This is a genomic window from Hymenobacter nivis (assembly GCF_003149515.1).
In the GTDB taxonomy this organism is placed as follows: Bacteria; Bacteroidota; Bacteroidia; order Cytophagales; family Hymenobacteraceae; genus Hymenobacter; species Hymenobacter nivis.
Map to the genome: position 1 here is coordinate 3,948,011 of NZ_CP029145.1, position 16,792 is coordinate 3,964,802.

Here is a 16,792-nt window from a genome sequence, read left to right on the forward strand (position 1 = left end):
GTGGATCAATGGGCGGAGCTGCCGCCGCGCAGAACGGGAAAACCAGCGTCATTCACCCCGGGCGGCCGGGCCACCAGTTGGGGTTATGCAAACGATTGCAATGAATATACATGGTTTTTCCGGGGTTAGATTGACTGACAGCCAGTTGAATGGAAAGTAATTTGCGCGTCGGCTTGGGAATAAGTCGCTCCCGTGGCCTGGCACAGCACTTCTAGCTTGGCGAAGCGAGGCCTGCCGGTGCAGGTTCACGGTGCAGCCCGCCACGGCTGCGGGGCTGTAGCGAATGTCCACGCCATAGGCGGTTTTTAAGGCTTCGAGCACCTCGGCCACCGGTCGGTTATCGAACGCAAACGGCTGGGGGGCCAGCAGCACCGGCTGGGGCGTCAGCTCGCGGCGTAGCTGCTGCCGGCCCGGCGCGTACACGGCCTGCTGGTTGGGCAGCAGCACCAGGGCCCTCACCGCCGGGCCCAGGGTTCTGTTTTGGGCTTGGGCAACGGTGGGTGCTGGCCGGCGCGGGCTTACCCGCACCCGGCCCGTGCGCACCTGCACCACGGTTCCGGCCTGCTGCGGGTAGGCTCGCACCGTGAAGCTGGTGCCCAGCACGCGGGTTTCCAGGTGGGCCGTGAGCACCCGGAACGGGTGGGCCGCGTCGTGCGCCACCCGGAAAAACGCCTCCCCGCTCAGGTACACCGCCCGCTGCCCGCCGGCGAGGGGCGGTAGCGCAGGCGGCTACTGGGCTTAAGGGCCACGTAGCTGCCGTCGGGCAGCTGCACTGCTTGCGTGCGGGCCGTGGCGTTGGAGCGTACTTGCCAGCCAGCCGGGGCCCCAGCTGGGTCGGGCCGGGGCCCCAGCAGGCCACTGCCCACTCCCAGGCCCACGACTACGGCGGCCGCGGCCAGCCACTGCCAGCCGGCTGGGGCCCCAGCGGTGCGCTGCCCAAGGGCCATCGAGGTGGGCCGCAAACGTTGCCACAGCCGGCGCCGCAAAGCCTCGCGCTCGGCCCCGGCCAAGGAGGGAGCGGGCCCGTCGGGCTGAGCCGCGTACCAAGCCTCCACGGCCCGCGTTTCGGCGGGGGTGCAAGTGCCGTCGCGGTAGCGGTGCAGCAGGGCTTGGAGGGTGGGGTTGATCATGGGCAAGCGGCCGGCGGGGCCGGGTTCGTCCTAGTAAGTCGGAGAAAGGTGCCAAACCCCTGGCCGGCCTGCAAAAAAAAATTAAAGCCCCGCGCCCCGGGGCCCTACCACAGCCACCACAAGGCCAGCAGCACGAAGTCGCGCAGGCTCACGCGCAGCAGCTTGAGGGCGCGGGTGAGGTGGTACTCCACCGTTTTGGGCGAGAGGTTGAGGCGGCTGGCGATTTCCGGCACCGAGCGGTGCTCGAAGCGGCTGAGCCGGAACACGGCCTGGGTGTGGGCGGGCAGCTGGCGCAGACCGGCCAGCAGCGCGGCCGACAAATCGTTGGCCGCCAGTGCGTTTTCGGTGCTGGTGTCGGCTTCGTGGGCGCGCTGGTGGTCGAGGTAGTGGGCGTAGGCCAGGCGGGCGCGCAGGGCGTCGATGGTGCGGAAGCGGGCCGCGCCCAGCAGGTAGCTTTTCAGGTGCTCGATGGCCAGCTGGGCGCGCCGCTGCCACAGGGCGGCCAGCACGTTGTACACCACTTCTTCGGCCAGCTCGGGGACCCCAGCTTGCGGTAGGCCGCCGCGTACAGCTCGTACCAGTACCGCTCGTAAATCTCCGCAAACGCGGCCTCGCCGCCGCTGCCGCCCAGGGCCTGCACCAGGGCCGTGTCGTCGTGGCCGGCCAAAGGCCGGGGTACGCGGGGCGCAGACGAAGCAAACAAGGCCATACCAAGCAAGGGAACCGGCCGCGGCTAAACCACTAAAAGCGGGGTAAAAGAAGTCGAATTATTCCGCTTAACTGCTTACGGCCCGCCGCCAATGTGGTTGATTTTTTGAAATTAGTGGTAGAATAATGAGGGCTCGTTAAAAAAAATACCCGCCGGCCTCCCAGGGCGCGGCGGGTATCGTTTCCACGAAAACCAGGGCCCCGGGCGGGCTTGGCTCCTCAAAAGCTAGCGCTTTTGCAGCTCGATGCGGTCCACGCCCCGGTTCAGCCCGCGCCAAACCATGCGGGGCTGCCCGGGCGTCGCCTCTAGGTAAAAATTGTCTTGAAGCACCCCCAGATCCGTCAAGAATTGCTGGTCCACATCCAGCGGGTACGAGCCCGCCGGGCGGTTGAGGCCGGGCGAGAATATGGCCTGGGGGCCCTGGCGCGTGCTGGCGTATTCGGGCGTAATCCGGAGGGCAAAATACACCGGAAATACCTTGCTACTGTACTGCAAGGTGCCCTCAAACTCGCCGTACTGCGGGTCGCGCGGGGTGTAGCGCGAGGCCACGGCCGGCGCAAGGGTCAACACGGCAAAATCCTGAAAAACAGTATCTTTGGTTACGCCCGCGCGTTTTTGGTAATAGTCGTTGCCCAGGCGCTTAACCACTACCCGGCGCAGGTCCCACGTCCCCGTTAGCTGGGGCGTCAGCTGTTGCATGAGCTTCACGCCGGCCTGCCGGTAGTCTGTTTCAGGGGTGGCCTCCGGGGCTTTGCTGCACTGGCAAAACAGGGGCCCCGCGGCTAGCAGAAGCAGCCAGCGGGAATAGTGGTTTTTCATAGCGGTTGGGAAGGAGCAGGGTAAAAAAAACAGCAGCATCTCCTTTATTGGGAATGCTGCTGTTTAGCTGTGAGTCAAAAATTTAAGTGGCCCCGGCGAGAATCGAACTCACATCTAAAGTTTAGGAAACCCTTGTTCTATCCGTTGAACTACGGGGCCATGGCAGCGGGCAAAAGTACGGCCCGCCGGGCGGTTTCTACGATTTGTAGGCCAGCACAATGCCGAAGGAGAGCACCGTCAAGATCAGGCCCACCATGAAGATGGCGTAGCTCTTGCGCAGCAGGCCGTACTTGCGGGCCAGCACCTCGCCGAGGTAGTACACGTCGGTGACCATGTTGGTGTAGAGCATGTCTTTTTCGCGCATCAGGTCGCGCATCCCGGCCTGGAAGTTGTCGAGGCTGAGCTTGGTGAAGTTGCCAAAAAACAGCAGGTTCACGCGGCGGTTGGTGGCAATTTCGGGGCTTTTTTTCAGCCACTTGAAGCTCGTCACGTCGGGCTGGGCCGAGAGGATGGCCGTGACCACCGAGCCCAGCGAAGTGAGCAGCAGGATGCCCATCGGCACGGCCAGCATGGGGTTGCGGGTGAAGGAGGGCCCCAGGGCCGAGCTTTTGGCCCCTAGGTAGGTGATGATGACCGAGAGCAGTACGGCGTTGAGGGAAATCATCATGCTGGCCTTTTTGTCGGCCATGTCGCTCAGCTTCATGTGGTTGCCGTACATGGTACGGAACATGGTTTCGATGCCGCGCTTGGGCTGGGCCAGGGTTTCGGTTTTGGCCTCGGTGCGCTGCCTGGTCTTCTTCTCAATCTTTTTGAGTTCTTTCCGCTGTGCTTTTTTGTTGGCCCTGAAGTCCTTGTTGTAGCGCTCCTTGCCGGCCTCGGAGTGGTAGCGGTGGGCCTGCATGAAGGTGAGCTGGAGCTCGGCCCAGTCCGCGCTGCTGTAGGTTTTGCCCAGGGCCACCTCCCACTCGGTGCGCAGCAGCTCGGCGCTGGCCTGAAAATCGTCGCGGGCCAGGTTGCTCAGGTCGGCGTCCACGAGCAGCTGTTGCAGCGCAGTTTCGGCCGCCTCGTCGCGGTGCGTGGCCCGGATGAGGCTCTGCACCAGCGCGCTGCGCTCGGCGGGCACGCCCTGGCCAGCCAGCCAGGCGGCGGCGCGCGCCATCGAGCGGTACTCGTGGCCGTCGTACACGTCGAGGTAGCCGGTGTCGTGCCACCAGGCGGCCACCAGCAGCGCCTCGGTATCGGCGGGGCCCAGGCCGGCGGCGGCGGCCAGGGCCCGCGCCTCCTTGGCCACGGTGGTGGTGTGGCGTAGGGTGTGGTAGGTGAGGGTGGGCGCCAGCTGGGTTTCGAGCAGGGGCACCACGGCGGCGCGCGCGGCCTCCACTAAGGGCGAAAGCGCGGGCTTTTTGGGCTTACCAGCGGCTTGGTCTGGGCCCCCAGCGGCCGGGACTGGAGCGGCTGGGGCCCCGGCGGCTGGGTCTGGAGCCGAAGCGGCCGGGGCCCCGGCAACCACCAAGGCCGAAGCCCCAGCGGCTGGGGCCCCGGCGGGCACTGCGCCGGGCGGTGCGGGGGCGGGCGGCGGGGCCGGGAGGGGAAGGGTTTCCATGCGGGGACGGGGCAAAAAGGGCCGCGCGCCTGCCTCAAACGCAGGTACGGCCAGGCAAGTTAATTCCGGCGGCGCGGTGGGGCCAGGGGCAACTCGTCCGGGGCCCCGTATTTTTGCAGGATTCCCGCCGCGGTCGGGCCGGGCCCCGCCGCTCTCCTACGAAGGTTACTAGTTATTATCGGAAGCACGCTATTATTACATGAAGGCATTTATTCGCGTCCTGGGGCTATTAGTTGTGCTGGTGGCGGGGCGCCCGGCGGTGGGGTGGGCCCAGATTGAGGAAATCGGGGAAGCCGGCGAATCGCCCGATAACCCGCTGCACCCCAAGCCCAACTACCGCCGCGGGGCCGTGGGCTGGGAGAAAACCGCGCCCCCCGACACCACCCACCTCCGCTACTCGGTGTTCCTGATTGGCGACGTGGGCAACCCCGTGCTGCCGGCTAACGGCGGCGAGCCGTCGCTGAACTTCCTGCATAAGCAAATTATGCGGGCCGGGGCCCGGAGCACCACCGTTTTTCTGGGCGATAACATTTACAACCAGGGTATGCCGCCGGTGGGGGCCGTGGACCGCCGCACGGCCGAGGGCCGCATCACGGCCCAACTCGACGTGCTGAAGGGCTACCAGGGCGAGAAGTACATGACGCCCGGCAACCACGACTGGATTCAGGGCACGCGCAACGGCCTGGCTCAGGTGAACCGCGAGCAGGAATTCACGGAGAGCTACCTGAAAAAGGACTCGACGGCCTTCCGCTACACGGGCGACTTTTTGCTACCCCGCGACGGCTGCCCGGGGCCCTACGAGGTGCGGGTGCAGGACAACCTGGTGCTGATTTTCCTGAACTCGCAGTGGTTCCTGACGCCGGCCGAGTTCCGGCCCGCCAACGGCTTCTGCAACATCTCCTCCGACGCCGACATCTACGCGGAGGTGGAGGACATTATTGCCCGCAACCAGGACAAAAACATCATGGTGCTGGCCCACCACCCGCTGTATTCCGACGGCATCCATGGCGGCTACTTCACGCTGGCCGACCATATTTTCCCGCTCAGCATCGTTTTCAAGTACGCCTTTGTGCCGCTGCCCCTCATCGGCTCCATCTACCCCTGGGCCCGCAAGTACGGCGGCATCAGCCAGGACATTGCCTACCCGGCCTACCAGGCCTACAAAAAGGGCCTGACCGACATTTTTGCTAAGTACCCGAACGTCATTTACACCAACGGGCACGAGCACAACCTTCAGTATTTCAAGGAGAACAACACGCACTACATCACCAGCGGCTCGGGCTGCAAAACCCAGCACGTGAAGCCCGGCGACGGCGGCGGGGCCCTGTTTTCGGACAAGGAGAAGGGCTTCGCGCGGGTGAACTACTACGACAACGGGGAGGTGTGGAGCGAGTTTCTGGTGCCCGACGGCAACGGCGAAACCGCCCACCAGGTGTTCCGCACCCGCCTCTACACGGCGGGCGCCAGCGGGGCCATCGCGGCCGTGCCGGCCGGGGCCCCGGACCGGCACCACAAGCGGAAAAAGCACAAGGACCGCGACGACGACCAGCCCGAAGCGGCCGTGGGGCCCCTGCCGGCCCAGCGCCCCGCCTTCGGGCCCGACAGCGTGCGCACGGTGGCCGTGGACCCGGCCTACAACCGCCACGGCAAGTTCCACGACTGGCTGCTGGGCCGCCACTACCGCGCCGAGTGGGCTACGCCAGTGGCGTTTCCGGTGCTGGACCTGGCCACTGAAAAAGGAGGCCTCACGCCCTACAAAACCGGCGGCGGCAAGCAAACCGCTTCGCTGAAGCTGCGCAACGAGGCCGGCCACGGCTTCACGCTGCGCACCATCGACAAGGACCCCGCCGCGGTGCTGCCCGAGGCCCTGCGCACCGGCCTGGCCAAGGCCGTACTGCAAGACCAGGTGTCGGCCCAACACCCCTACGCCTCGTTTGTGCTGCCGCCGCTGGGCACGGCGGCCGGCATTCTGCACACCAACCCGGTGCCGCGCTACATCCCCGCCGACCCGCTGCTGGGTCAGTACTTCCCGCAGTTTGCCAACAAAACGGTGGCCCTGGAGGAAGATGCCAAGGACAGCCAGAGCAACGTAGCCAGCCTGGACTTTGCCAAGAAGCTGGTGGACACGGAGAAGATGCTGGAGCGCCTGCTCGACGACAACGACAACCGCGTGGACGGGGTGGCCTTTGCCCGCTCGCGCCTGTTTGATATGTGGATTGGCGACTGGGACCGCCACGAGGACCAGTGGCGCTGGAGCGAGCGGAAAAACAAGGACGGCGACCGCACCTACGTGGCCGTGCCCAAGGACCGCGACATCGCTTTTTTTAAGGGCGACGGCGTGCTGCCTTACCTGGCCAGCCGCAAGTTTGCGGTGCGCAACCTCCAGAATTTTGGCTATGACTACGCCGACTACAAGGGCCTGAACCAGACGGCCCTCAGCAACGACCGCACCTTTATGGGCGGCGTGAGCCGGGCGCAGTGGATTGAGCAGGCCGAGTACCTGAAGGCCCACCTGACGGACGAAGTGATTGAAAAAGCGTTCCGCGACAAGTGGCCGGCCCAGATTTACGCCCTGCACGGGGCCGAGATTGTGGCCAAGCTGAAGAGCCGCCGGACCCTGCTACCTGACGTGGCCGGCAAGTACGCCGACCTGCTGGCCGACATCGTGGAGGTGCGCGGCTCGCGGAAAAACGAGCGGTTCACGGTGGACCGCCTGCCCAATGGCACCACTCACGTCACGGTGCAGAAAATCAGCAAAAAGGGTAAGCTGAGCACGATTTATGACCGCACGCTCGATGTGAAGGTGACCGACGAGCTGCGCCTCTACGGCATTGCCGGGCAGGACGTGTACGTGGTGCGCGGTGACGTGAAAAACGCCATCAAGCTGCGCATCATCGGCGGCACGGGGCGCGACACCATCATCGACCGCTCGCACGTGGCCGGCATCCGCCACCGCACCCAGGTATACGACGCTGATACGGGCAACGTGGTGCTGACTAGCTCCGAGGCCCGCTTGCGCCTGGAGCCGGGCACCGACGTGAGCCGCTACGACCACCCCAAGCGCTTCGACCTCAAGGACTACCGCCTGAACTACACCGGCCCGGCCGTGTTCTTCGGCTACAACATCGATGACGGCCTGCTGCTGGGCGGCGGCGTCACGCACCGGCGCTACGGCTTCCGCCGCGACCCGTTTAGCTCGGAGCACACCCTGACGGCCAACTACGCCCCGGCCCGCGAGGCCTACAACCTGCGCTACACCGGCCAGTTTACCCGCGTGTTTGGCCACATCGATTTGCACGTGGCAGCCCAGTATTACGGGCCCCAGCTGCTCTACAACTTCTTCGGCCTCGGCAACGACTCCAAAAACCTGACCGACCGCGCCGACGCGCCCCAGGCCACCAACCGCACCGTCAACAACTCGTACCGGGTGCGCTTCAACCGCCTCTACGTGGCCCCCACTTTCGAGCGCCACATTCTCAACTTCATCAAGGTGGGCCTGGGACCCCAGTACGACCAGTTCCGGGTCGAAACCGACCCCATCGGCCAGGTCATCAAGGATAGCATCGGGGCGGGCAACGAGAACCGCCGCTTCGGCGTGCGGTCCTCGGATTTCAAGTCGAATAAGTATCTGGGGGCCCTGTTCTACTTCAACATCGACGCCGTGGACGCCGATAAGAACCCGCGCATCGGCATCCGCTGGCACAACGAGGCGCAGTACAACTGGCAGCTCAACAGCGAGAAGCTCACCTACGGCCGCCTCAGCTCCGAAATCAGCGCCTACCTCACGCCCAGCTTCCCGTTCCGCCTCACCTACGCCGGGCGCGTGGGCGTGCAGCACAACATTGGCGACTACCGCTTCTACCAGGCCACCACGCTGGGCGGCACCACCAACCTGCGTGGCTACCGCCGCACCCGCTACGCCGGCCGCACCGCCCTCTACGGCAACTTCGAGGCCCGCTTGCAGCTGCTCAGCTTCAACGCCTACCTCTTCCCCGGCAAGCTCGGCCTCCTGGGCCTGGCCGACGCCGGCCGCGTGTACTCTGATGTGGACGTGCGCCAGGGCCTGTCGGCCTTCCATTCCGGCTTCGGCGGCGGCGTGTACATCGACGTGCTCAAGCAGGCCATCATCAACGCGACCTATACCGTGGGGGAGGAACGGCTGGTGCTCGTAGGGTTTGATTTTTTGTTTTAAGCCGTAGCGCAATAAAAAGCCCCGGCCGCCCGCGCGGCCGGGGCTTTCTGGTGGCCGGTAGGCCGGCCCACTACGCCGACCCGCCGACATCCTGCTGCGAGTGGCCGACGGGCTGCCAAGGGTAGTATATATTCTGCTTTGGCTGGAAGATATCCTACTATTGGCGTCCGACCCGTTCCTCCGACCAACAGTTGTCCTACGCTGGCTAAAAGATATCTTACTTCTCCGCCCAGACTGCCAGTAGCGGTTGTGAGCGTTAGTGCCAGGCGGTAAAAGAAACTATAGTTCTGCTTATTAGCATTCGGTACCTTAGCACTTGCTTAGAAGCTGTTTGAGTTAACTAAAAAGTATCACAGGTGGTCATGCTGAGCGCAGCCGAAGCATCTCTACCGCTCAACTATTCCAATCGATTGATTTACTTGCGCAGTAGAGATGCTTCGGCTGCGCTCAGCATGACCGCTTTGTTAACTCAAACCGCTTCTTAGCCGCGACTGGCTGGGAGAGGCTTATCCACTTTACTTTTTAGGTACATGACCGACGTAGAAATCAATTTCCAAAACATGGCCACCCAAGTGCTCATGCTGCTCACCGACCAGCGCGCCACCTGGGAGCCCATCTACAAAAAACTAGTGCCCGACTACCAGGCGCTGCAAACCGCCCTGACGGCCCTCGATGCCAAAGCCCAACAGCGCAGCGGCAGCGGCACCAAGGGCTACACCGAGGCCAAAGACCTGGCCGAAATGGCCGTGCTCGACGCGGCCATGCCCGTGGTGCAGGGCCTGAAAACCCTGTACCTGGATGGCGGCTACCCCAACCTGGGCAAGGTGGCCGCCTACTCACGCTCGGGCCTCGACGACATGCGCGGCACTACGCAGGTGGCCGCCCTCGAAGACCTCTACACCACCGCCCTGCCCCTGGCCGCCGCGCTAGCCGAAGAAATGGTGAGCGCCGGCCAGCTGCAAAGCCTGCGCGAGCGCACCGCCGCCTACAAGCCCCTGCTGGGCACCCCGCGCCAGCAAACCGCTACCGGCAGCGCCCTGCGCGAAGCCGCCGTGCAGCACCTGGGCGAAGCCCGCCAGGCCCTGGCCCACCTCGACGTGCGCGTGCCCAACCTGCAAAGCGCCCTGCCCGCGCTGGTAGCGGCGTATGAGAGGGCGCGGGTGATTGTGGACGCCGGTCACGGACCCAAAAAGGCCGCTGCGGCCACCCCATCGGCATAAGTAGCGCCAGGAATAACGCACCAAGGGGCCCCGGCTGCGCAAGCGGCCGGGGCCCCTTCAGTGGGGTAGGGCAGAAAAGACGCGCTCAGCAACGTACGCCCCGCCGGCCGTAGCTTCGAAGCCGGTTTATATCCTTGCCTTTCTTACTCATGCCGCCCAAACCTGCTGCCAAAGCCCCGCCCTCAACTACTCCCTTGTTTTTCGCTACATCACCGACCCGAGCAATGAGAACGCCAAAGGAGACTACGTGCGGGGTTTCTTCCGTCAGATGTTTAAAGACTTCCTCTGTGAGTCGGACGCTAACGGGGCCGATGGCTACGTGCGTGGCCGGCTGGTAATTGAGTTGAAAGGCGACCATGAAGATTGGCTGGCTGGTTTTTACCAGGCCTTGCACTACGGCCGCTACAGCAGCCGCGAAGCCGAACCCCTTGGCTACACCCATGTCGTAGTGCTGGCTTTCGGTTTTATTGGCCTGTGGCGCATCACCGAGATACCGGATTTTGCTAAGCGCCTGGCAAACCAAACGCCCCCGCTAGAAGCCCCCAACGCCGCCGGTGTTGCCAATGCCCGCCAGACCAAAGACAAGAGCCAGCAACGAGAAATTCTGGATAAGGCCCAATTTCTCTTCAAAGAACCGCGCCCGCAGGATGTGGAAGTAGGGAAGGGTGCCAATGTAAACGCGCACCTATTTGCTCAGTGTATGCGCCAGCTGCGCGACAACCCCAACGAAGTGGGTCGCGCAGCCATCACCCTCAATAATTTCATGCTGGTGATTGAGGCAATGGAGGCGTACTTTCCCCGGCCTCTCGATGCCGTCCATGCCTTTTATGACATCGTAAACTTCTGGGATGCCATGAGCCATGTCTCGCAACGGGAGTCAGAACCGGGTGCGCTGACCGTAGTAGGCGGACGCAAAAAGAGCCTGCAAAGCGAGCCTGTACAGGTGGCGGTCGATAAGCAGTTGCTTTTCCAATCCTTTATCGAACGCCATTACGTGGCCACTAACGAGGGGTCGGGCATTACGACGGACGACTACTTTGCGCGCTTCGATGAGGTGATGGCCCGCATCGTGCCCGAATACGTGAAGCAGCATGGCATCTTCTTCACCGATTTGCGGCTGGCCCGCTTCGCCCTCTGGTTCACGGATACCTACTTTGACGCCGGCCTCACCGACAACTACGTGGTGCTGGACCCGGCCGGGGGCTCGGGCAACCTGGTCAGCTCCTGGCGCAAGCACATTCAGCACAAAATCGTGGCCGAGCTACAGCCCGACTTGCTGCGCATCATCGACCGGCGCTTCCGGGCCGACGAGGAGGAGGCCATGCGCGGCTTTACCATCGTGCCCCGCGTGGCCGAAAACCGGGGCCTCAACTTCCTCGACCAGCCCGCCACTGACTACTACCAGCACCTGCTCGACGCGCTGGCCCCCGAAGGCCGCACCCTCGACAAGCCCTTTGCCTTCCTACTGAACCCGCCCTACAAAAACACCGACGAAAGGCAGGACGTGCGCGACGCCAATGAAGCCACCTACGCCATCGATCCCGACATTCTGGAAATGACCGGCCCCGACGCGGGCAACGAGCGCTACCTCGGTTTCCTGGGCCAGATAACTCGGCTGGCGCTTGCCCAGGTGGCCCAATACCCCGATTTCCAGCCGGTGCTGCTGGTGTTCACGCCCACGTCGTGGCTGATTCCGCGCCCCACGTATGCGGCGTTCCGCGCCCGCTTCGACCAGCATTGGCAGTACGAAACCGGCTTCCTGACCACGAGCAACGAGTTTTTCAAGCTCAATGGTAAGTGGCCCGTGGCCTACACCATCTGGAAGTGGCGCGGCGGCACCGAGGCCCACGAAGGTGCCAGGAACACAATCACCGTGCGCGATTTAACGGGGCTAAAAAAGCAGGATTTGGATAAGGCTTTTTCGATGGCTGGGGAAGAGGATGCGCTGCTAAGTGACTTCGTAACGGCAGCGTCTGTCGTGACGCTAGGCAGTGAGCGGCATGACATTCGAGTGTTATTGCCCGAACTGGAAAACGGTAACCGGAGCGGGCGGCAAACGCGCTACGACTTCAGCCGAAAGAAAAAGTCGGATGAAGTAGGCCGGGTAGTGAGCGGCTTTCCAATAGCAGACAAAGCCAACCACTTTGAGCTAAGCCGGAAGTGTGGAGATGTGGCGGGGATGTTTGTAGGTTTTATGGACAACCTCACGCCGGTTCGCGTGAAGCAAGACCCCTTGGGCCGAATGTCGAATCAGCCGGACCGGGTGTGGTTTTATCTTGATACGCGGGTAATTGGGCTGAATATCTCCAAAATCTTCAACGGTCCGCCCGATAACCGAGGTTATTGCGCCTACGACTTGGCTTCGGCCCGCGCCTGCTTTACTTGGTTTGGGGTAACGAAGGCACTCAATAACAACTATCCCACTTGGTTCAACCAATACAGTCTCTGGGCCCCCGACTTCACCCGTGCCCCGGCGGTAGAGGCAGAATTTTACCGGCTGTGCTTCGCCTTCGGGCTGGCCCAAAACCGCTGCGTGGTGACGCGCTTCGAGGTCGACAACCCCGTGCCCGGGGCCCCGGCCGTGTTCGTGGATAACCCGCTGGTGCCCGGCTACGCGGCGGGATTCTGGGAGCAGGTGCTGGCCCCCGAGTTCGTAGGCCAGCCCGCTACCGATGCCGCCACGCAGCTGGTAGCCGCCGTGCGGGCCGTGTACGGCCACTGGGCCACAGCAGTGTGCGGCGGCCAAACCCTGCCCGCACCGGAACTGCACGGCGAAGCATATTTCAAGTTCTTCGCCGCCGATGCGGCCCGGCTCACACCCCGCGCCGGCCTGGTCCAGATTCGGGCCTACGCCACCCGCAATACTGGTGAGGCGTGGTATCCCGAACTGCACCGTCGCCTCGCCCGTCTGGCCGAACTACGCGAAGCCGTAAAAGGCGAAATTTACCGCCTGCTGGTACAGGAATTGCGCTATTTCAGCTAGTAGGTTTCGCCTCCGCTACCCCAGCCGCGCAAACAGCGGCTGATTCATGTAGTAGTTGCTTTAACCCCCTCTTATGTATTGGCCAGATTATAACAGTTACGCTGTTGAATCCTTTCTGTCCAATTGCCGAAAGCGCACCAAGGTCGATGCGAGGAGCTCAAACTTTTCTCGATCATGTACCTACCGCCTAGGGCTACACCGACGGCCTAAAAGGAGTTGGGGTCGAGTAGCCCGTTTTCCAAAGCAGACGCTCAACGCGGGGCACGAAACGGGTGGCCGTGACGTAAGCCGGCAAAAGCCTAGTGCGTAGGGGGGCACGAGCTTGCGGCGTTTGGCGGGCGTAGGAGGCGCTAATTGTTTCTGTTTCCAGGGATGATTTGTTGGTTTCGGGGAAGAAAAATTTGGCAGTGTCGAGCCGGTTTATATCGCGGGGCCCGTTTATTCCGTTTTGTCGAGAAAAAAGGGGGCCAGGCAAAGCAGCAAAAAGCTGATGGAGCCGTGAATAAACCGGGTGTCGAAACTAGCAATTGCTTCCGCTTGAAATTTGGCTAACTGCTTGGTTTGTTCAACGGTTATGTTGCTCAAATCCAGCTTATTCATGAAAATATTAATTGGCATTTGCTCCCTTAGGGTGAAGGATACATCTATTGCGAAGGCGACGAATGCCAACACTAAAAATATAAATGTCGGACTGCGCCAATTTGGGATGAACAACAAAATGGTAACGATAAGTAATACCCCCGTCCCCGGCTCCATAATGGCCATGTGGGTGTGCATGGAAGTGCTGTCCACTATTTTCCAGTACTTCGCGTAGTCCAGCGGGCTCAGCTGCGTCTCGACGGGGTATATGCTGTGGTTGAGCAGCATCCCCGCGTACAGACCAACGAGCACTAGCACCGAATACAAAAAGACTTTTTGAATCGAGGGAAAAACCCTTGTCGTCGTTAGCTTGGTTGCGAGGCGGGTTAAGTCGAGCATGGGGTCAGGTGGCTAAAACGCGGCCCGCGGCCGGTTCAGGCCTGGCAGCAGGAAGGGCGAGAGGCACATCATGAGAAACGTGGTTTTCTGGCCGGCGTTACGCACCCCAAAATTATGGTCCGATTACCCGCGCATCCGGTGCAAGGTTTGGGTAGCGGCGAGATGGTCCGCGCCCACGCTTTGAAAAAACTGTTTGATCGGAAGCCCTGGAGCTCCAGATGGTATGGAGGCGAATTCTATCTAACAGTAGGACTTACTATATTAATTCACAACCAGCACTGGCCCGGTTTGTTGCGCTGCCCGGGCAGGCGCTGTCGGGGGGGGGGCGGGAACCTGTTTGACGGGTTTTTTGTGGAGGAACAGCAAGCCGGCCGCCGCGCTCGACGGCCCGCGTAAGGTTCGCAGGATGCGTGCCCAACCTGCAAAGCGGCCTCCATGGCATCGAGGCGGCGCACCAGTTCCTCGTTGCTGGGAAAGAAGGGGCGCAGCTCGGCGGGCAGGCTATCGGTGAGGGAGTAGGTGGCCCCGCCGATAGATTTCGCTAATTTTCAAGTTAACCAAGGCCGCGGCCATCCTTGAATGAAAATAGGGAATGCTGCGACCAATGGTTGCTGGATTCCCCTCAACTCAATTCTCCAACCGCCGGTTGGAGAAATTCTCGCACCAATGGCGCGAGAATTTTATCGCCTCTGTATTCCAGGAAAAAAGTCCGCATCCGCCACAAGTTTGACTCTGAAAACCCGCCTATGCCCACAAACTCCGTTTGCAGGTCGCGGGCCAGGTTTTCGATCATGCTTTTGCCCCAGCCGTGCTGCTGCTGGCGCTCGGCAATAAGCTGGCCCCGGTCCCTATACAGCTGCATCTGCTGCTGGTTGACCTGCTGAAGGGCGCGGTGTACTGGGCTTCGCGCACGCGCTGCCTCACGGCGGCTAGCAGCTGGTGGTAGTCGGGAGGGGCTGGGTTCATAGCGGTAAGATATTGCAGCGCCGTCCGTCGTTTTCAGCCCCGTTTTTTTTCCTCCCCCAGCCGTGCTACCGGGGCCCTATGGCCGCCGCTTCAGCTTTTTCAGCCACTGGTAGGTGGCCTCCTGGGCGCGCACGCGCGGGGCCCCGGCGGGCGTGGGCAGGATAAATTGGTTGTCGAAGTCGCGGGCTTTCACGTTGTCTGCGCGCTGGAAGTCGAGGAGCTGGCGCACCTCGGCGCGCAGGGTTTCGTCAAGCAGCGGGAAGGCCACTTCCACCCGGCGGTCGAGGTTGCGGGTCATCCAGTCGGCCGACGACACGAACACTTTTTCCTCGCCGCCGTTTCCGAACACGTACACCCGGCTGTGCTCCAGGTTGCGGTCCACGAGGCCACGCTGGCTAATGTGCTCGCTCAGCCCGGCCTCGCCTGGCACTAGGCAGCCGATGCCGCGAATGATGAGCTCGATGCGCACGCCGGCCTTACTGGCGGCGTAGAGCCTGGCAATCAGGCCAGGGTCCTGCAGAGCGTTTAGCTTGAGGATGATGTACGCCGGGGCCCCCTTGTGGGCCAGCTTGATTTCGTGGTCAATCAGCTCGTTCAGGCGCGGGCGCAGCGCGAAGGGCGCCAGCAGCAAGTGCTCGAAGGGCGCGGCGGGGGCCACCCGGTCGTGGCAGTAGTTGAACACGGCGGCCACCTCGCGGGTCAGCCGCTCATCAGCCGTGAACAGGCTGTGGTCGGTGTACAACTCGGCCGTGTCCTCATTGAAGTTGCCCGTGCTGAGGTAGGCGTACTGGCGCGTGGTTTCGGCCGCCTCGCGCCGCGTAATCAGCAAAAGCTTGGCGTGCACCTTCTGCTCGGGCGGGGTGAAGATGACGTGGGCCCCCGCCTTTTGCAGCTTCTCGGCCCAGTAAATATTCGATTCCTCGTCGAAGCGAGCCTTCAGCTCCACCACTACCGTTACTTGCTTGCCGTTTTTCACGGCCTTTAGCAGGGCCTTAGCCACGGCGCTCTTGGCCGCCACCCGGTAGAGGGTGATGGCCACGGCCGACACCTGCGGGTCGGCGGCGGCCTCGCGCAGCAGGCGCGTCACGTAGTCGAAGGATTGGTAGGGCGGGTGCAGCAGGTGGTCGCGCCGGCCGATGGCGGCCAGCAGGCTGCCCGTGCGCGGCAGCGTGGGGTGGGGCAGGGGCGGCCAGGCGGGGTTCAGCAGCCCGGCCTGCCCGAAGCTGGGGAAACCAAAAAAGTCGCGGAAGTTGTGGTAGCGGCTGCCGGCCACCAGCTCCTCGTCGCCGATGCCGGTTTTCTGCTTGAGGGCCCGCAGCACCTCGCGCGGCATGGCGGGGTCGTACAGCATCCGGGCCGGGTAGCCGGTGGCGCGCTTGGCCAGGCTGCTGCGGATTTTGGCCAGCAGGTCGTCCGATACCTCCTCCTCAATGTCCAGCTCGGCGTCGCGGCTCAGCTTCACGGCGTGCACGGCCACCCCGGCGTAGGCCGGAAACAGGCCGGGGGCCCCCACGCGCACCACGTCGTCGAGGAACATCACGTAGCGCTCGTCGCCGTCGGCGGGCAGCTGCACGAAGCGGCCGCCGTGGCGCTTGGTGGGCAGCTCCAGGACCAGCACGCGCTCGGCCGCGTGGTCCTTGGCTCTGCCCTTGCCCTTGGCCGGTGCGGCGCGGGGCCCCGTCAGGAACAAGGTGAGGTAAACGGCCTGGTCCTTCAAAAACAAGTGGTGCAGCGTGCCGTCCAGCACCACCGGCGAGAGCAGGTCGCGCACCGAGTTGTTGAAGTATTCGAGCACCCAGGCGCGCTGCGCATCCGTCAGTTCGGCCTCGCCCAGCAGGTGGATGTGCGCGGCGTTCAGGGCCGGCAGCAGCTGCTCGCGGTAGGTGGTGCCGAACGCTTCCTGCTGGCGCTGCACCTCGGCTAGCACGGCCTTCAACTGGCGCCTGGGGCTCTCGTTAAGCTGGGCGCGGGTTTTCTTCTTGAGCTTGACCAGCCGCCGCAGCGTGGCCACGCGCACCTTAAAAAACTCGTCGAGGTTGGCGCTGAAAATGGCCAGGAACTTGAGGCGCTCCAGCAGCGGCACGGTGTCGGCCTGGGCTTCTTGCAGCACGCGGGCGTTGAAGCGCAACCAGCTCAGGTCGCGGGGAAGGGTTTTCATGCGGCAAAGATCAGGGAACGTTCGCAGGGGCGAA

General features: G+C 63.0%; 12 protein-coding genes and 1 tRNA gene. 3 read left to right on the forward strand and 10 right to left on the reverse strand.

Annotated elements, in window-relative coordinates; genetic code table 11:
- Positions 1-48: 48 nt before the first annotated feature.
- The 7 genes from DDQ68_RS17535 to DDQ68_RS17560 all read right to left on the reverse strand — a co-directional run bounded on the left by DDQ68_RS17535 (position 49) and on the right by DDQ68_RS17560 (position 4,261).
- The gene (locus DDQ68_RS17535; RefSeq protein WP_109657464.1) at positions 49-690 is read right to left on the reverse strand and encodes a FecR family protein; all 642 of its coding nucleotides are present in this window, start codon (positions 688-690) and stop codon (positions 49-51) included.
- Positions 681-1,130 (reverse strand): FecR family protein, encoded by a 450-nt coding sequence (locus DDQ68_RS17540; protein WP_109657465.1) that lies wholly within the window; start codon positions 1,128-1,130, stop codon positions 681-683. Before DDQ68_RS17540 ends, DDQ68_RS17535 begins: the two co-directional genes overlap by 10 nt.
- 104 nt (positions 1,131-1,234) lie before the next feature.
- A complete protein-coding gene (locus tag DDQ68_RS17545; RefSeq protein ID WP_162550210.1) occupies positions 1,235-1,651 on the reverse strand; it encodes a sigma-70 family RNA polymerase sigma factor in 417 nt (138 codons plus the stop codon).
- The gene (locus DDQ68_RS23040) at positions 1,588-1,839 is read right to left on the reverse strand and encodes an RNA polymerase sigma factor (RefSeq protein ID WP_162550211.1); all 252 of its coding nucleotides are present in this window, start codon (positions 1,837-1,839) and stop codon (positions 1,588-1,590) included. The genes DDQ68_RS17545 and DDQ68_RS23040 overlap by 64 nt, the downstream gene beginning before the upstream one ends.
- 225 nt (positions 1,840-2,064) lie before the next feature.
- Positions 2,065-2,658, reverse strand: a complete 594-nt coding sequence (locus DDQ68_RS17550; RefSeq protein WP_109657467.1) for a hypothetical protein — start codon at positions 2,656-2,658, stop codon at positions 2,065-2,067.
- An 87-nt stretch (positions 2,659-2,745) separates the two neighbouring features.
- Positions 2,746-2,817: transfer RNA gene (locus DDQ68_RS17555), tRNA-Arg, on the reverse strand.
- Between the two features lie 37 nt (positions 2,818-2,854).
- On the reverse strand, positions 2,855-4,261 hold the full coding sequence (locus tag DDQ68_RS17560) for a Pycsar system effector family protein (RefSeq protein WP_245897091.1): 1,407 nt from the start codon (positions 4,259-4,261) through the stop codon (positions 2,855-2,857).
- A 199-nt stretch (positions 4,262-4,460) separates the two neighbouring features.
- Here DDQ68_RS17560 and DDQ68_RS17565 point away from each other — a divergent pair, with 199 nt between their 5' ends.
- From DDQ68_RS17565 to DDQ68_RS17575, 3 genes are all read left to right on the forward strand, one after another.
- A complete protein-coding gene (locus DDQ68_RS17565; RefSeq protein ID WP_109657468.1) occupies positions 4,461-8,453 on the forward strand; it encodes a metallophosphoesterase in 3,993 nt (1,330 codons plus the stop codon).
- A 530-nt stretch (positions 8,454-8,983) separates the two neighbouring features.
- Positions 8,984-9,673, forward strand: coding sequence for a hypothetical protein (locus DDQ68_RS17570; RefSeq protein ID WP_109657469.1), 690 nt, complete (start codon positions 8,984-8,986; stop codon positions 9,671-9,673).
- A 268-nt stretch (positions 9,674-9,941) separates the two neighbouring features.
- Positions 9,942-12,656 (forward strand): hypothetical protein, encoded by a 2,715-nt coding sequence (locus tag DDQ68_RS17575; protein ID WP_109657470.1) that lies wholly within the window; start codon positions 9,942-9,944, stop codon positions 12,654-12,656.
- A gap of 438 nt (positions 12,657-13,094) precedes the next feature.
- Here the strand turns inward: DDQ68_RS17575 and DDQ68_RS17580 are convergent, their stop codons facing one another.
- The 3 genes from DDQ68_RS17580 to ppk1 all read right to left on the reverse strand — a co-directional run bounded on the left by DDQ68_RS17580 (position 13,095) and on the right by ppk1 (position 16,758).
- The gene (locus tag DDQ68_RS17580; RefSeq protein ID WP_109657471.1) at positions 13,095-13,634 is read right to left on the reverse strand and encodes a hypothetical protein; all 540 of its coding nucleotides are present in this window, start codon (positions 13,632-13,634) and stop codon (positions 13,095-13,097) included.
- A 622-nt stretch (positions 13,635-14,256) separates the two neighbouring features.
- Complete coding sequence (locus tag DDQ68_RS24850; RefSeq protein ID WP_109657472.1) at positions 14,257-14,496, reverse strand: DUF1016 N-terminal domain-containing protein; 240 nt, start codon at positions 14,494-14,496, stop codon at positions 14,257-14,259.
- Positions 14,497-14,676: 180 nt separating this feature from the next.
- Complete coding sequence (ppk1, locus tag DDQ68_RS17590; protein ID WP_109657473.1) at positions 14,677-16,758, reverse strand: polyphosphate kinase 1; 2,082 nt, start codon at positions 16,756-16,758, stop codon at positions 14,677-14,679.
- Between the last annotated feature and the right edge of the window lie 34 nt (positions 16,759-16,792).

Excerpts from the sequence above, each read along its gene's own strand:
- DDQ68_RS17540 (WP_109657465.1), bottom strand. The coding sequence starts at position 1,130 with ATGATCAACCCCACCCTCCAAGCCCTGCTGCACCGCTACCGCGACGGC.
- DDQ68_RS23040 (WP_162550211.1), bottom strand. The coding sequence starts at position 1,839 with ATGGCCTTGTTTGCTTCGTCTGCGCCCCGCGTACCCCGGCCTTTGGCC.
- DDQ68_RS17550 (WP_109657467.1), bottom strand. The coding sequence starts at position 2,658 with ATGAAAAACCACTATTCCCGCTGGCTGCTTCTGCTAGCCGCGGGGCCC.
- DDQ68_RS17560 (WP_245897091.1), bottom strand. The coding sequence starts at position 4,261 with ATGGAAACCCTTCCCCTCCCGGCCCCGCCGCCCGCCCCCGCACCGCCC.
- DDQ68_RS17565 (WP_109657468.1), top strand. The coding sequence starts at position 4,461 with ATGAAGGCATTTATTCGCGTCCTGGGGCTATTAGTTGTGCTGGTGGCG.
- DDQ68_RS17570 (WP_109657469.1), top strand. The coding sequence starts at position 8,984 with ATGACCGACGTAGAAATCAATTTCCAAAACATGGCCACCCAAGTGCTC.
- DDQ68_RS17575 (WP_109657470.1), top strand. The coding sequence starts at position 9,942 with ATGTTTAAAGACTTCCTCTGTGAGTCGGACGCTAACGGGGCCGATGGC.
- DDQ68_RS17580 (WP_109657471.1), bottom strand. The coding sequence starts at position 13,634 with ATGCTCGACTTAACCCGCCTCGCAACCAAGCTAACGACGACAAGGGTT.
- DDQ68_RS24850 (WP_109657472.1), bottom strand. The coding sequence starts at position 14,496 with ATGCAGCTGTATAGGGACCGGGGCCAGCTTATTGCCGAGCGCCAGCAG.
- ppk1 (WP_109657473.1), bottom strand. The coding sequence starts at position 16,758 with ATGAAAACCCTTCCCCGCGACCTGAGCTGGTTGCGCTTCAACGCCCGC.